Here is a 12,769-nt window from a genome sequence, read left to right as displayed (position 1 = left end):
CGGAAGCCTCCGACGCTCCCTGCGCGAAATGAAGGAGACGTGCGGAGGCTGGGCTATGCAGGAGATTTTCCTTATTCCCCTGAGCTGCACCTTTTCGCTGAAGCTGCAAGCAGCCTCGAAGCGAGCGGAGCTGGCGGGCTCGTGGTGCGCCCCCCCGCATGGAGGGGCGCGGTTCACACGAGGCTTCAGATCACCAGATGTAGCAGAGGTCCCGGTAGATGTTGGTGTTGGTGGACTGGCCCTGCGACAGGAATTCGCCGGGTGCTGTCACGTTCGACAGGGTGAAGTGGCGCCACACGGTCGGCCCGGGATAACCCGTCTCCCAGGTGCTGGCAACGCCGTCCATGGAGACGGACGAGCCACCAAACGACGCGAAGTAGGACCCATCTCCATAGCGCGTGCGGGTCAACACCGTGACGGTGCCAGAATGGTCGAAGTACGTGTCAGGGTATCCTTCGACGTTCTCGCAATACGGTACGCCGCTGACGACCGTACAAACCTCGATAGTTTCGTGGTAGGTGGTGTTGAAAAGGACGGCCATCGCGGAGCGGGGCTCGCTGTCTCCAGAGCGCTGGGCGGAGACTCCCCGAGGGCTCTTCATCCATTTCCCGCTTCTGATCGCCTCGAGCGCGCTGGGCTTCGCCCCAGGGGCCGCCTCGCTTCCCGGCGTCGCCTCGCTCTCCGCTCCTCCGCAGCCGGCCACCACGAGTCCGGAGACCACCAGAGCCACCGCCCTCAACGCTGTCTGCAACCCTTTCATCATCTGTCCTTTCGGCACGCCCACATTCGAAATGATGTGGTTGGCGTGCAAGGGCAGACGTTAAAGCCATCCATTCATGCCAGGGAATTGGGGGAAGTACTTAGGTCGCTCCCTGAGCTGGGGGCAGGAGTGCAGGTTGGAAGTGAGCGCGCTCACTTCGCCCTGGCCATGCGTTGGAATGCCTCGCGGGCGCGCTGGATCTCCGGCCTGTGGTGTTGCGCCCAGGTGGCGAGCGCGGTCACTGGCTCGAGCAGTGTTCGTCCGAGCCGCGTGAGCTCATAGTCCACGCGCGGCGGAGTCGTCGGAAGGACGGTCCGCGTCACCAGCCCGTCACGCTCGAGGCCGCGCAGCGTGAGGGTCAGCATGCGCTGGGAGATCCCCTCGATGGCGCGCTTGAGATCGCTGAAGCGCATCGCGCCTTCGCCCAGGTTGACGATGACCATCACGCTCCACTTGTCCCCGACGAGGCTGAGGATCTCACGCGTCGCGACGCAGTCGTCGTCGTAGCTCCTGGTCATCTTTCCGTTCCCTAGTGACTTCAATGTGCCTCCTTGTCCGGTGTTCGTACGGTATGCGAGAGAGTCATGGTCACCTTCCGTGACCAGGCACATCAAAGTAACCAAGACACCACGAGGAATACCATGACGACTCGGGTCAGTGACGGCATGCGGCCCACCCAAGCTCTTTCCATCGGCCTGTGGGTCGTCCAGGCGCTCCTGGGGCTCGTCTTCGCCGGCACGGGCGTCTGGAAGCTCCTGACGCCGATCCCTCGGCTCGCCGAGATGATCCCGTGGGCGGGACAGGTGCCGGAGGCGTTCCTGTACGCGACGGCGGTGAGCGATCTGTGCGGAGGGCTCGGCATCGTCCTGCCCGCGCTCACGCGCATCAAGCCGGGCTTGACGGTGCTGGCCGCGCTGGGCTGCGCGGCGCTCCAGCTCCCCGCGATCATCTTCCACTTCTCGCGCGGAGAGGCCGCGAATACCCCCTTCAACTTCCTGCTCGTCGCGCTCTCGCTCTTCGTCTTCTGGGGGCGACGGTACCGGGCCCCCATTCCGCCTCGGGCTTGAGAGGGGAGGGGCTCGGAGCGGCGGGTTGCTCCGCCGCCCGCTGAGTGGATTCCGTTGCGCCCGAGCTAACGGTGACTATATCCAAGCTGGTTACTAACTAAGTTAGCTAACTCGCGCGGGCCCAGAATGTCCCCTCGCTGGCACCGAGGATCGCCACGCCGAAGACGCGGGCGGGCATTGCCATGAGCCACACCCTGCTGCGCCTCGCCTCCGCGCCCGGGGTGCGCCGAGTCCTCGGCCGGTTGCTGACGCCTCCCTCCGACGCCATCGCCTTGCCGGACTACGGCGTGGCCTGACGTGGAGCGGGGGGCACGACGGAACGTCCGCTTCCGACAGGTCGAGCCCCTCCGCGAAGCATGCGCGTTCACGCCGCCGAGGCAGGTTGTTATGGTCCGGCCATGCCTCAGCTCATCGTTACCGCAGTGGGTCCTGATCGCCCTGGGCTCGTCGCCGAGCTCACCCGTCACGTGTATGACGTCGGCGGCAGCCTCGCCGACAGCCGCATGGTCAATCTTCGCGGCCACTTCGCCCTGCTGGCGCTCATCGTGGGCTCCGCCGAGGCGCTCGCCTCGCTCCGCAGCAAGCTCGAGAGCGAAGGCGCCGGGCTGGGGCTGCGCCTGGAGATGTATGAGGCGGGCGCCGCCGGCTCCCGAGCTCCCGGCAGCATCCCGTACCGGCTGAAGGTCTACAGCAACGATCAGCCAGGCATCGCCGCGCGTGTGACAGGGCTGCTGCGCCAGCACTCCGTCAATGTCGAGGAACTGGAGACGCGGATCGAGTCGGCGCCCTTCGCGGGGACGCCGCTCTTCGTGCTCGAGGGGGTCGTCACCCTCCCGCAGGGCACGAGCGCCCGCAAGATGCGTGAGGAGCTGGCGGCCCTGGGCGAGCAGATCGGCTGCGACATCGATCTCGACGCCATCTGAGGCGTGTCGCGATGGCGCGAAGAAGCGGCATCTCCGTTCTGCTGGTGACGGACGAGGACTACCTCGAGGCGGTGCAGGTCGGCGTTGACGCTGGGCGTCATTTCCGGGCAAACCGTGCCTTCCGCCCATGTCCAAACCATCGAAAACCGAGTTTGACGTCATCGTCTGGGGCGCTACCGGGTTCACCGGTCGCCTCGTCGCCGAGTACCTCGCCCGTACCCAGGACAAGCATGGTGCCCGCTGGGCGCTGGCGGGTCGTGACCGAGGGAAGCTCGAGCAGATTCGCGGTTCGCTCGTAGGGCTCAACGCCGCCTGCGCCGAGCTGCCGCTGCTGCTGGCGGACGCGAAGGACGCGGCCTCGCTGGATGCCATGGTGTCCAGGACGCGTGTCATCGTGACCACCGTGGGGCCCTATGCGCGCCATGGCAGCGAGCTGGTGGCCGCCTGCGTGCGCAACGGCACCGACTACTGCGATCTGACGGGCGAGGTGCAGTGGATGCGCAAGATGATCGACGCCCACCATGCCGGGGCGCGGGAGAGCGGCGCGCGCATCGTGCACACCTGCGGCTTCGACTCCATCCCGTCGGACCTGGGCGTGCTCATGCTCCAGGAGTTCATGCGCGAGCACCACGCGAGCCACTGTGATCGCATCCGACTGTTCGTGACGAAGATGCGCGGAGGGATCAGTGGAGGCACCGTCGCGAGCGCGCTGCAGGTGATGGAGGACGTGCGGGCGGACCCCTCGTTGCGCCGCGTGCTGAGCAATCCGCACGGACTGGACCCGGAGCCGAGGCGCGGCCGGCCCGAGGAGCGGGACCAGATGGGCGTGCACTACAGCAAGGAGCTGGGCCGATGGACGGGCCCCTTCTTCATGGCGCCCGTCAACACGCGAGTGGTGCGGCGCTCCAACGCGCTGCTCGGCCATCCATGGGGCCAGGACTTCCTCTACTCCGAGGCCGCGAGCTTCTCGCGTGGCCCCAAGGGACTGCTGACCGCGTTGAGCATGGCGGGGGGCGTGGGGGCCTTCTTCGTGGCCGCGAGCGTGCCGGCGGTGCGGCGCCAGCTCGAGAAGCATGTGCTGCCAGCTCCTGGCACGGGCCCCTCGGCGGAGGATCGCGAGCGGGGCTGCTTCGACATCCTCCTGCTGGGCGAGGGCAAGGCGCAGGGGGGAGGCAGGGTGAAGCTGGAGGGGAGGGTGGCGGCCCAGGGAGACCCGGGGTACGCGGCGACGGCGCGGATGCTGGCCGAGTCGGCGCTGTGCCTGGCCTTCGACTCGATTGCCTCGGAGGGAGGAGTGCTCACCCCCGCCTCCAGCATGGGGATGAAGCTGGTGGAGCGGCTGCGCCGGGCGGGGATGACCTTCGAGGTGAAGCCCGCGAGCGCCTGAGAACCACGGAAAGGCGAGAGGAGGAACTCCAGGGGACGCCCTCACTCCGAGTCAAAATGCGTTGAACGCAATTAGATTGGGCGCAATATTGTCACCGCGAGTGAGCACTGTCTGCCGGCAGGCATCCACGACATTCCCCTGGAGGACATCATGTCTCGAGACGTTCCTGTGGAGCGCCCCAGTCTCCTGAAGACGATTGCACGCATCTGGCTGGGAGCCTCCTTGCTGTTCGCGGGAGCGGGCCACCTGACGTGGGCCCGCACCGAGTTCCTGGCCCAGGTTCCGAAGTGGGTCCCCCTGGACGCCGACTTCGTCGTCCTCGCGTCGGGCGTGGTGGAGCTGGTGCTCGGCGCGGCGCTCATCTTCGCGCGCCGCTGGCGCACGCAAGTCGGGTGGGTGGTGGCGGCGTTCTTCGTCGCCATCTTTCCGGGCAACATCTCGCAGTACGCCAATGGCATCAGCGCGTTCGGGCTCGACACCGACAGGGCGCGGTTCATCCGGCTCTTCTTCCAGCCGGTCCTGGTCGCCTGGGCACTCTGGTCGACAGGCGCGTGGGCTGCCTTTCGAGCGTCGAAGCGCTCGGAGAGCCTTTCCGCCTCGTCGAGCAGCCACCCGGGGTAGGGCGAGAGGCATGCCTCCGGAAGGATGCTCTGGGGCTCAGGTGCCGTCGCTCACGCCCCACTCGTAGTCGAGGTCACCGATCTGCCGGCTTGAGTCCAGGTTCCGCGGCAGACGGCGGATGTTCGTCACCCGATCATGAACCACGTCGTGAAAGGCGTTCCCAATCAAGACCCTGGCGGGATCCGGTGGATGCGGGTGGCTGTGGAGCCAGGCCTCGGCCTCGGCCAGGGACTCGAAGTGGGCCACGGCAAAAGGCGGGGCGCGGGACTCCACGTATCTTCACAGCTGTCGCGCTCTTGCTGACCCGGGAGGGGATAGGGATGCGTCGGAGCATCGCTGGACCCTGTGCCACCCGCCCCATACCGTCAAGTCCGTAGCCCCCGTGCCGTGGTCATCCTTCCCAAGGGGAGGCGGCGGGAATCGACCCCCTCCGAACGGTGCGAAACTCCCAGCGGAATCGCGCCCTTACCTCGCAACTGCCAGGCATGATTCGGAGTCGATATCCCGCCGCCTCCCGTGTCGTCCCGTCCTGTTCCATCCCATTCCGCAGGCTCCTGCGACATAGGTGCAACATGGCGACGTGGTGAGCGCTGGGACTCGTGGTGAGCACTTGGGACGTGTGGCGAGCCTGCAGGCTGGCCAGTCGACACGGGCCTCGTGGTGAGCGTTGGGGTTTGTGGTGCATCCACGCGGGGCAGACGCGGGCCTCGGGGAACTGGGGCCTCGTGGTGCCTGTCCAGTCTGGACACGTTAGGCACTTCGGACGGCGGCCTCGTGGTGCGGCGCTGGGGCTTGTGGCGGGTGTCCAGGCTGGACGCGTCGGACACGTCGACGCGGGCCTTGGAATCGGCGCGGTAGAGAGGCATGGAGGACTTTGTGATGCGCGGTCACAAAGTCCCGATCGTGGCTCGAACCCAGAGAGACAACTTTCAGGGTGCCGCGATGTCGCAGACCGCAACCGCAAGAGGGGAGCAGTGGAATTCAACCGGAGCCACCGCCGAGGCTGCCCCCGAGCCCTGTGTCTTCGTCCTGTTCGGGGCCTCGGGGGACCTGGCTCGGCGCAAGCTCCTGCCGGCTCTCTTCCAGCTCTACCAGCGAGGCTTGCTGCCCGAGAGCTTCGCCCTGGTGGGCGCCTCGCTCTCTCCGCTAGGCCGGGAGGGCTTCCAGGCGAGCATCCGGTCCAGCCTCGAGCAGTCGCTGGGCGAGCAGGATGGCACCGCCTGGCAGGCCTTCGCCCGGCGGCTCGACTACGTGGCGATGGATCTCTCCCGTGCCGAGGACTACACGCGTCTCGGCGAGCGCCTGAGCCAGGTGGACCGGGAGTGGGGGACGCGGGGCAATCGCCTCTTCTATCTCTCGGTGGCGCCGAAGCTGTTCGGCCCGGTGGTGGACCACCTCGGAGCGGCCGGGCTGGCTCGCGCTCGGAGCGGCAGCTGGGTCCGCATCATCGTCGAGAAGCCCTTCGGCACGGATCTCTCCAGCGCCCGGCAGCTCAACGCGCGCCTGCACCGCCACTTCGACGAGTCGAGCATCTACCGGATGGACCACTACCTGGGGAAGGAGATGGTCCAGAACCTGCTCGTGCTGCGCTTCGCCAACGGGCTGTTCGAGCCGCTGTGGAACCGCCAGCACATCGACCACGTGCAGATCACCAACGCGGAGGCGCTGGGGATGGAGGGGCGTGGCGGCTCCTACGAGCAGTCGGGCGCGGTGCGAGACATGATCCAGGGGCACGTCTTTCAGGTGCTCTCGCTGCTGGCCATGGAGCCGCCCCAGGACTTGTCCCCGGAGTCCGTGCGCAGCGCCAAGGTGGAGGCCCTGCAGACGGCGCGCGCCTTCTCGCCCGAGCGCATCCGCACCGAGTGTGTCCGGGGGCAGTACGGTCCGGGGCAGTCGGGCGGGAGCCTCGTGCCCGGCTATCGGCAGGAGCGGGGCGTGGCGGCCGACTCCGGCGTGGAGACCTACGCCCTGCTGACGATGCGCTTTGACAGCATGCGCTGGGCGGGAGTGCCCTTCTATGTCCGCTCCGGCAAGCGCCTGAAGGAGCGGGTGACGGAGGTGGTGGTGCGGTTCAAGCCAGGGCCCTTCCACTTCCCAGGGCTGGACGGACAGGAGCAGACGGAGGGCAACCGGCTGGTGATCCGCATCCAGCCCGAGGAGGGGCTGGCGCTGCGCATCAACACCAAGGTGCCCGGGCGCGGGTTGCGCATGCGCGAGGTGGACCTGAGCTTCCTGTACGCCCAGGGCTTCGGCGAGCGCCTGCCCGAGGCCTACGAGCCGCTGCTGCTGGAGGGCCTGCTGGGGAACTCCACGCTCTACACGCGACGGGACATGGTGGAGCGGAGCTGGGAGCTGGTCATGCCCGTCCTGGAGGCCTGGGGCGCGACGAAGGCCGAGCCCAACTACGCCGCCGGGACGTGGGGGCCGGCCGAGGCCCGGAGCCTGCTCGAGAGCCAGGGCCGCGCCTGGAACAGGGAGTGAAGGGAACCGGCCAGCCCGTCAAGCGAAGCGGACCGCGTAGACGGGGGGCAGGTGCGCGGAGATGTGCGCCCAGGAGTCCCCGCCGTTCTCGGACACCCAGAGCGAGCCCGTCGTGCTGCCGAACGCCAGCCGGTCTCCGGTGGCGTCCACGTCCAGGGCGTGCCGCAGCGTGAGATCGTACGCGTGCTCCTGGGGCAGCCCCTCGCGCAGCACCTCCCAGCTCTTGCCGGCGTCGCGCGTGCGCGAGACGACGACGCGGGCATCCACGGGCACCCGCTGCTCGTCCTTGATGGCCGGCACGCGCCAGGCGACGTCCGGGTTCTTCGGGTGGACCGCCATGGCGAACCCGAAGACGCTCGGCGCGCTCTCGGCGATGTTCACCCACCGGTTGCCCGCGTCGTCCGAGCGGAAGACGCCGTTGTGGTGCTGGGACCAGATGCGGTCCGGCTGCGCGGCGCAGCGCGCCAGGCGGTGCGGATCCTGGATCGCGGGGTCCTCGCGCAGCTCCGGAGGCATGTACTCGGCAAACATGCCCTGGCTCACCTCCCAGCGCTGGCCGCCGTCCTGCGTGCGCCAGACGCCGCCGCACGAGACGCCGATGACGAGCTCGTTCGCGTTCTTCGGGTGCGGGCAGATGGAGTGGATGCCGGGCAGGTCCGTGCCGCCGCCGAACCACTTCTTGCGCAGCGGATGCTCCCAGAGGCCACGCACCAGCTCCCAGGAGCGCCCGCGATCCTGGGAGCAGAAGAGGCCTCCGCCGACGGTGCCGCACCAGAGCGCGCCGTGCGCCGCCTCGAGCGCCCAGATCTGCTCCACGCGCCAGGGCCACGGCTTGCCATCCGGGAGCGTCTCCTCCAGGCCCTCCGGCTTCTTCGGGAAGGCGGGGGCGGGCAGCTCCTCCCAGCGCTGGCCTCCGTCGGAGGAGGCGCGCAGCTTCACGCCGAAGTGGCCCAGGCCGAGCGCGGCGTAGACGGTCCCCTCCGAAGGCGACCCGGCCACCAGCGAGACCGCGTCTCCCAGGAAGGAGGCGTGGGCGATGCTCCAGCGACCGTTGGAGCGGCGAAGCTCGAAGAGCCCCTTGCGTGTGGCGACGAAGATGCGGTCCGACATGGTCAACCCCCTGAGAGCGCCTGCATGACGTAGATCTCCGCCGCCTCGCCGATCGCCTCTCCCTGGTTCGAGCGATCGCGGAGCTGGCTGCCGTTCACGAAGACGACGACGTGATGGCGCAGCGCATCCTGTTCGTCGAGCACGTAGCCGCGCACCTGGGGATGGCGGGCAAAGTACGCCTCGAGGGCCTCGCGAACGGTGGCTCCGCTCACCGACTCCGTGGGACACGAGACATGGCGCTGGAGGGAGGACGTGAACGTGATGCGCGGCACGGCGGCGCAACCTACCATCCACCTCCACACCGGTCACCCAGACTTCAATGACTGGGCGCTGCTCCGCCGCGATCTCTACGACGCGAAGCGGGTGGACCGCTCGCCCGACGGCCGGCGCTACTGGAAGGTCGCCCCGGCGAGCTGAGGTGCCCCACGGCCTCGCACCGTGGGGCGCCCCGCGGGAGTGCTACGGGCAGTCCGCGCTGCAGGAGGCGTGCGTCTCCCAGGCGGCACACACCGCGTCGCCGCACGAGGAGTTGAGGAACGTCTCGAGGACGGCCTTGCGGTGCGGGATGAAGACGTTGATGAGCGCCGGAGAGATCTGGTGACGCGGGCCGTCCGGGCCCGGCTCCGTCTGCTCGGAGACGTGGACGAAGCGCAGCGAGAACGGCCAGGTGATGCCGCCGCCCAGGTCCCGCCCGACGCTGAGCTGGTGGCAGCCCGCGCACGACAGCGCCATGGCCCGCGCCACCACCTGGTCCGGCGTGAGGGTGCTGGGGATGGTGCTCAGCGAGCTCTGGATGTTCGTCCGGAAGGCGCTCGGCCCCGTGCCGAACTGGTTCACGTAGTGGTTCTCCGTGGGGCTCTGCGCGTCGCTCTGGCCGCTGTTGCGGTTGTCCGGGAGCACCATGTTGAACAGGTTGATGTCGTTGACGGCCAGGCTGGGCACCTGCGAGATGAAGTCCACGCTCTGGAAGCCCGGCGCCAGCGGGTGCGCGGAGAGCGGGTTGAACAGCGTGCCGCCCGGGTTGGTCTTCACCGTGACGGGGATGAAGCGGAGCGCGCAGCCGGTCGTGCCGCACTCACGCTGGATCTTGAACTCGCGCAGGTTCCAGTTGTTCTGCATGAACTGGTTGGAGCGCACCTGCCCGGACTCGCGAGGGCGGTTGCCCAGGTTGTCGATGTGGAGCACCGGCATGAAGTTCGTCGGGCCGTTGGGGTTCGGCAGGCCGTTGAAGTAGAAGTCGCGCAGCATGGCGGCTCGCGTGCTCGCGCTCGGCTGCGCGGTGAGGTTGCTCCAGAAGTCCGCCACGGGGCGGCACCCCTCGAGCCCCAGGGCCGGCGAGGGGTTGGGCAGCATCGCCTCGAAGATGATGAGGTTGCGGTTGATTCCGCCCGAGATGCCCGAGCGCTTGGCGAAGGCAATGCGGTACTCGCCACAGTTGGAGCCGTTGGCGGGCGCCAGATCGAAGCGGTTGAACAGGCCGATGGGAAGGTAGGAGTCCGGGTTCGAGGTGGGGTTGAAGAACGGATCCACCGTGGCCTGGATGCCCTCGGCGCGCGGGCAGGCGTACGGGAAGCCATTCATGTTGGCCACGCCCGGGCTGTTGCAGTTGGGGCCCAGGCCCAGGCCGGGTGCCACCCGCGCCGTGTCCCACCACTGGTGGAAGACGTCCAGCGACGTCGTCGGCACGCCGCTGGTGAGGACCAGCTTGTCCATCACATCCTTGAAGGGGAACCTGGCGAGGATGATCTGATCCGTCACCACCAGTGAACGCCGCGGGTCCACCGGGACGAGCATCGCCGAGGGGCCCTGGCGCGCCGGGAGGGGCAGGGCGCCGATGCCTCGGCGCTCGGGGTGGAGGTTCTCCGACTGCTCCTCCACGACGGGGGCCGAGGGCGTGGGCTCCTCGGGCTCCGAGGCGGAGGAGCCGCAGCCGCTCGTCAGGCTCAGCATCGTGGCCCCCAGCAGGGCCGCCCACGTCTTCGGATTCAGACTCTTCACGCGGTGTCTCCTCGGCAGTCCCCGGGCCTCACCGCCCCTGGAACGCCGAGTGAAACTATCGGAAACGAGATAAACATGTAATAGCGGTTTACCCGTATAGGGCTCTGCCTGGGCGGCAAGGCGCATGGGCGGCGAGGGGCTGTGCTCTATTGAGGGGGGATGGAACCTTCGGACCTCAGTCTGCTCGCGACGCTGGATGCGCTCCTTCAGGAGGGCAGCGTCACCAAGGCGGCGCGGCGCCTCGGGCTCTCGACGCCAGGCATGAGCCACGCGCTGGCACGGATCCGCGAGCGGCTGGGGGATCCGCTGCTCGTCCGCGCCGGGCGCTCCATGGTGCTCACCCCGCGGGCCGAGGCCCTCCGGCCGAGGGTGAGGAGCCTGGTGGAAGAGGCCGCGCGGGCGCTCGAGGCGGAGCGCCCGTTCGCGGCGCGGGAGCTCGAGCGCACCTTCGTCGTCTACACCAGCGACTACGTCCTCACGCTGCTCGGGCCCGCGCTGGACCGGGTGGTCCACGCCGAGGCGCCGAGTGTCGCCCTCCGCTTCGTCCCCATCACCACGGATGACTCGGCCCCGCTGCGCGAGGGGGCCGCGGATCTGTCCATCGGCATCTATGGGGAGCTTCCGCCGGAGATGCGGATCCGGCAGCTCATCACCGACCGCTTCGTCTGCGTCGTCCGCAAGGATCATCCGACGGTGAAGCAGCGGCTGAGCCTCGACCAGTTCCTCCAGCTCGAGCACGTGCAGGTGGCGCCGCGAGGAAAGCCCGGCGGCTACATCGACGACGTGCTGCGCGAGCGAGGCCAGGAGCGGCGCGTGGTGCGCGCGGTGCCGTACTTCATGACGGGGCTGATGCTCGTCTCCGAGACGGACTATGTGCTGACAATCTCCGAGCGGATCGCCCGGCTGATGGCGCCGCGGCTCGGCCTGCGCATCCTCGAGTCGCCGCTGCCGCTGCGGCCGTATGCGCTCCAACTCGTCTGGCATCCCCGCCTGGACGGAGACGAGGCCCACCGCTGGCTCCGGGACGTGCTCCTGCGCGTCTCGCAGGAGATCGCCAGCGACGTGCATCCGAATCCGCGGACCCGGCTCGATCCCACGGATCCCACGAGCGGCGAGTCACGCAAGCGCCCTCCGCGCCAGCGCTCGTAGTTTCATCCGGCGAAACGTGTTGTTTCGGCGCCTTGCGTTGTCGGTAGCGGGTGCCCGGGCGAATAGTTCTCTCCGCACTTCGAACCGCTCACCGAGCGTGGAGGAACGACCATGAGCCTGAAGAATCCGAACGTCGTCAACCCGAAGCAGAAGAAGCGCGTCGCCATCGTGATCGCCAACCCGGCGACCTCGGTCACCACCGGCTGGCCCGTGGGCTTCTGGTGGAGCGAGCTCACGCACCCGTACTTCGCCTTCACGGAGAAGGGCTACGAGGTCGAGCTCTTCAGCCCCAACGGCGGCCGGTGCGAGGGAGACGGGATGAGCGATCCGCGGGATGCCAGTGGCTACTCCGCGAGCGATCTCATCAGCATGGGGTTCATCTCCACCCCGGCGCTGGCGAAGCTCGTCCAGGAGACGCGGAAGGTGGCCGAGATCGACGTGTCGAAGTTCGACGCCATCGTGGTGGCTGGCGGCCAGGCGCCCATGTTCTCCTTCGAGGGGGCCACGGACCTGCACAAGAAGTTCGTGGAGTTCTACGAGGCGGGGAAGATCGCCGCCGCGCTGTGCCACGGCGTGGCCGTGCTGCGCTACGCCCGCCTGAGCAACGGGGAACTGCTGGTGAAGGGCAAGACGGTGACGGGCTTCGCCAACGTGGAGGAGGACTTCGCGGACAACGCGGTGTGGAGCATGAACCTGCTGCCTCGCGGCAAGCACCTGATGCCGTGGCGCATCGAGGACGAGCTGCGGCGGCTCGGCGCCAACTACATCCAGGCGGGCCTCTGGCGGGAGTTCGCCATCCGTGACGGCAACCTCATCACGGGCCAGCAGAACTTCTCGGGCAGCCGGACGGCCGAGCTGATCTCGGAAGCGCTCGGCGCCTGAGCCTGACGGGGCTACAGCTGCGCGGCCGAGCGCATCACCTCGGCATCGAAGTCGGCCCGCACGCGGATGAGGCTCGAGTGCTGCAACCGGGGCAGCGTGTCGATCAGCTCGTGGTCCGGTCCCTCTGCCTCCGCGTCGATGAGATCCCCCTCGCCGAAGGTCAGCTCCGTCACCCGCTGAGGGGCTTCCCGCTGCTTCGAGCGCTGGGCGGCCTCCGTCTGGGCCAGCGCGGGGACCGAGAGCGTGAGGAGCGCTGCCACCATCCACCGAGTCATGAGTGTACCTCCGCGTGAGTACCGGGCACCCGGGCGATCATGCCCCGGTGCGCGGCTCCCACGCCAGGGTGGGACACGGCGCGGGTGTTCGGAGGCCCACGCCGTGGGTGTGGCGA

15 protein-coding genes are annotated in these 12,769 nt (G+C 68.4%); 8 read left to right on the top strand and 7 right to left on the bottom strand.

From position 1 onward, the window contains the following. Positions 1-190: 190 nt before the first annotated feature. Together KY572_RS05300 and KY572_RS05295 are read right to left on the bottom strand one after the other, a co-directional pair. A complete protein-coding gene (locus tag KY572_RS05300) occupies positions 191-811 on the bottom strand; it encodes a hypothetical protein (RefSeq protein ID WP_224241094.1) in 621 nt (206 codons plus the stop codon). Between the two features lie 101 nt (positions 812-912). Continuing rightward, the gene (locus tag KY572_RS05295) at positions 913-1,278 is read right to left on the bottom strand and encodes a winged helix-turn-helix transcriptional regulator (RefSeq protein WP_224241093.1); all 366 of its coding nucleotides are present in this window, start codon (positions 1,276-1,278) and stop codon (positions 913-915) included. A 123-nt stretch (positions 1,279-1,401) separates the two neighbouring features. On the opposite strand from KY572_RS05295, the gene KY572_RS05290 reads away from it, so the two are divergent. The 4 genes from KY572_RS05290 to KY572_RS05275 all read left to right on the top strand — a co-directional run bounded on the left by KY572_RS05290 (position 1,402) and on the right by KY572_RS05275 (position 4,758). Continuing rightward, entirely contained in the window at positions 1,402-1,827 is a 426-nt protein-coding gene (locus KY572_RS05290) for a DoxX family protein (protein WP_224241092.1), read from the top strand. A 356-nt stretch (positions 1,828-2,183) separates the two neighbouring features. Continuing rightward, entirely contained in the window at positions 2,184-2,750 is a 567-nt protein-coding gene (locus KY572_RS05285; RefSeq protein WP_224241091.1) for a glycine cleavage system protein R, read from the top strand. A gap of 127 nt (positions 2,751-2,877) precedes the next feature. Then, positions 2,878-4,137, top strand: coding sequence for a saccharopine dehydrogenase family protein (locus KY572_RS05280; protein ID WP_224241089.1), 1,260 nt, complete (start codon positions 2,878-2,880; stop codon positions 4,135-4,137). Between the two features lie 150 nt (positions 4,138-4,287). Next, positions 4,288-4,758: a DoxX family protein gene (locus KY572_RS05275; RefSeq protein ID WP_224241087.1), complete on the top strand. Its 471-nt coding sequence runs from the start codon at positions 4,288-4,290 to the stop codon at positions 4,756-4,758. 36 nt (positions 4,759-4,794) lie between these two features. Here the strand turns inward: KY572_RS05275 and KY572_RS05270 are convergent, their stop codons facing one another. After that, entirely contained in the window at positions 4,795-5,031 is a 237-nt protein-coding gene (locus KY572_RS05270) for a hypothetical protein (protein WP_224241085.1), read from the bottom strand. A gap of 669 nt (positions 5,032-5,700) precedes the next feature. Here KY572_RS05270 and zwf point away from each other — a divergent pair. After that, positions 5,701-7,239 carry a glucose-6-phosphate dehydrogenase gene (zwf, locus tag KY572_RS05265; protein ID WP_224241083.1) on the top strand — a complete coding sequence of 513 codons (1,539 nt, stop codon included), beginning with the start codon at positions 5,701-5,703 and terminating at the stop codon, positions 7,237-7,239. An 18-nt stretch (positions 7,240-7,257) separates the two neighbouring features. Here the strand turns inward: zwf and KY572_RS05260 are convergent, their stop codons facing one another. Both KY572_RS05260 and KY572_RS05255 read right to left on the bottom strand, forming a co-directional pair. Further along, complete coding sequence (locus KY572_RS05260; protein WP_224241081.1) at positions 7,258-8,349, bottom strand: WD40/YVTN/BNR-like repeat-containing protein; 1,092 nt, start codon at positions 8,347-8,349, stop codon at positions 7,258-7,260. A gap of 2 nt (positions 8,350-8,351) precedes the next feature. Beyond that, entirely contained in the window at positions 8,352-8,561 is a 210-nt protein-coding gene (locus KY572_RS05255) for a MoaD/ThiS family protein (RefSeq protein WP_317987814.1), read from the bottom strand. Here KY572_RS05255 and KY572_RS05250 point away from each other — a divergent pair. Further along, positions 8,548-8,766, top strand: coding sequence for a DUF2087 domain-containing protein (locus tag KY572_RS05250; protein ID WP_224241077.1), 219 nt, complete (start codon positions 8,548-8,550; stop codon positions 8,764-8,766). The genes KY572_RS05255 and KY572_RS05250 overlap by 14 nt on opposite strands. Before the next feature lie 42 nt (positions 8,767-8,808). Here the strand turns inward: KY572_RS05250 and KY572_RS05245 are convergent, their stop codons facing one another. Beyond that, the gene (locus KY572_RS05245; protein WP_224241076.1) at positions 8,809-10,347 is read right to left on the bottom strand and encodes a hypothetical protein; all 1,539 of its coding nucleotides are present in this window, start codon (positions 10,345-10,347) and stop codon (positions 8,809-8,811) included. Between the two features lie 159 nt (positions 10,348-10,506). Here KY572_RS05245 and KY572_RS05240 point away from each other — a divergent pair, with 159 nt between their 5' ends. Then, the gene (locus KY572_RS05240; protein ID WP_224241074.1) at positions 10,507-11,496 is read left to right on the top strand and encodes a LysR family transcriptional regulator; all 990 of its coding nucleotides are present in this window, start codon (positions 10,507-10,509) and stop codon (positions 11,494-11,496) included. A gap of 111 nt (positions 11,497-11,607) precedes the next feature. Beyond that, positions 11,608-12,378: a type 1 glutamine amidotransferase domain-containing protein gene (locus KY572_RS05235; protein ID WP_224241073.1), complete on the top strand. Its 771-nt coding sequence runs from the start codon at positions 11,608-11,610 to the stop codon at positions 12,376-12,378. Between the two features lie 11 nt (positions 12,379-12,389). Here the strand turns inward: KY572_RS05235 and KY572_RS05230 are convergent, their stop codons facing one another. Beyond that, positions 12,390-12,653, bottom strand: a complete 264-nt coding sequence (locus tag KY572_RS05230; protein WP_224241071.1) for a hypothetical protein — start codon at positions 12,651-12,653, stop codon at positions 12,390-12,392. Positions 12,654-12,769 lie beyond the last annotated feature (116 nt).

This window comes from Hyalangium gracile (assembly GCF_020103725.1).
Classification (GTDB): Bacteria; Myxococcota; Myxococcia; order Myxococcales; family Myxococcaceae; genus Hyalangium; species Hyalangium gracile.
Note: the sequence above shows the minus strand (reverse complement) of the source record. Positions and strands in the feature narration are given on the sequence as shown.

Bases quoted from the DNA above. Each gene is read 5' to 3' on its own strand.
- zwf (WP_224241083.1), top strand. From the start codon at position 5,701: ATGTCGCAGACCGCAACCGCAAGAGGGGAGCAGTGGAATTCAACCGGA.
- KY572_RS05260 (WP_224241081.1), bottom strand. From the start codon at position 8,349: ATGTCGGACCGCATCTTCGTCGCCACACGCAAGGGGCTCTTCGAGCTT.
- KY572_RS05290 (WP_224241092.1), top strand. From the start codon at position 1,402: ATGACGACTCGGGTCAGTGACGGCATGCGGCCCACCCAAGCTCTTTCC.
- KY572_RS05235 (WP_224241073.1), top strand. From the start codon at position 11,608: ATGAGCCTGAAGAATCCGAACGTCGTCAACCCGAAGCAGAAGAAGCGC.
- KY572_RS05285 (WP_224241091.1), top strand. From the start codon at position 2,184: ATGCGCGTTCACGCCGCCGAGGCAGGTTGTTATGGTCCGGCCATGCCT.
- KY572_RS05230 (WP_224241071.1), bottom strand. From the start codon at position 12,653: ATGACTCGGTGGATGGTGGCAGCGCTCCTCACGCTCTCGGTCCCCGCG.
- KY572_RS05240 (WP_224241074.1), top strand. From the start codon at position 10,507: ATGGAACCTTCGGACCTCAGTCTGCTCGCGACGCTGGATGCGCTCCTT.
- KY572_RS05275 (WP_224241087.1), top strand. From the start codon at position 4,288: ATGTCTCGAGACGTTCCTGTGGAGCGCCCCAGTCTCCTGAAGACGATT.
- KY572_RS05295 (WP_224241093.1), bottom strand. From the start codon at position 1,278: ATGACCAGGAGCTACGACGACGACTGCGTCGCGACGCGTGAGATCCTC.
- KY572_RS05280 (WP_224241089.1), top strand. From the start codon at position 2,878: ATGTCCAAACCATCGAAAACCGAGTTTGACGTCATCGTCTGGGGCGCT.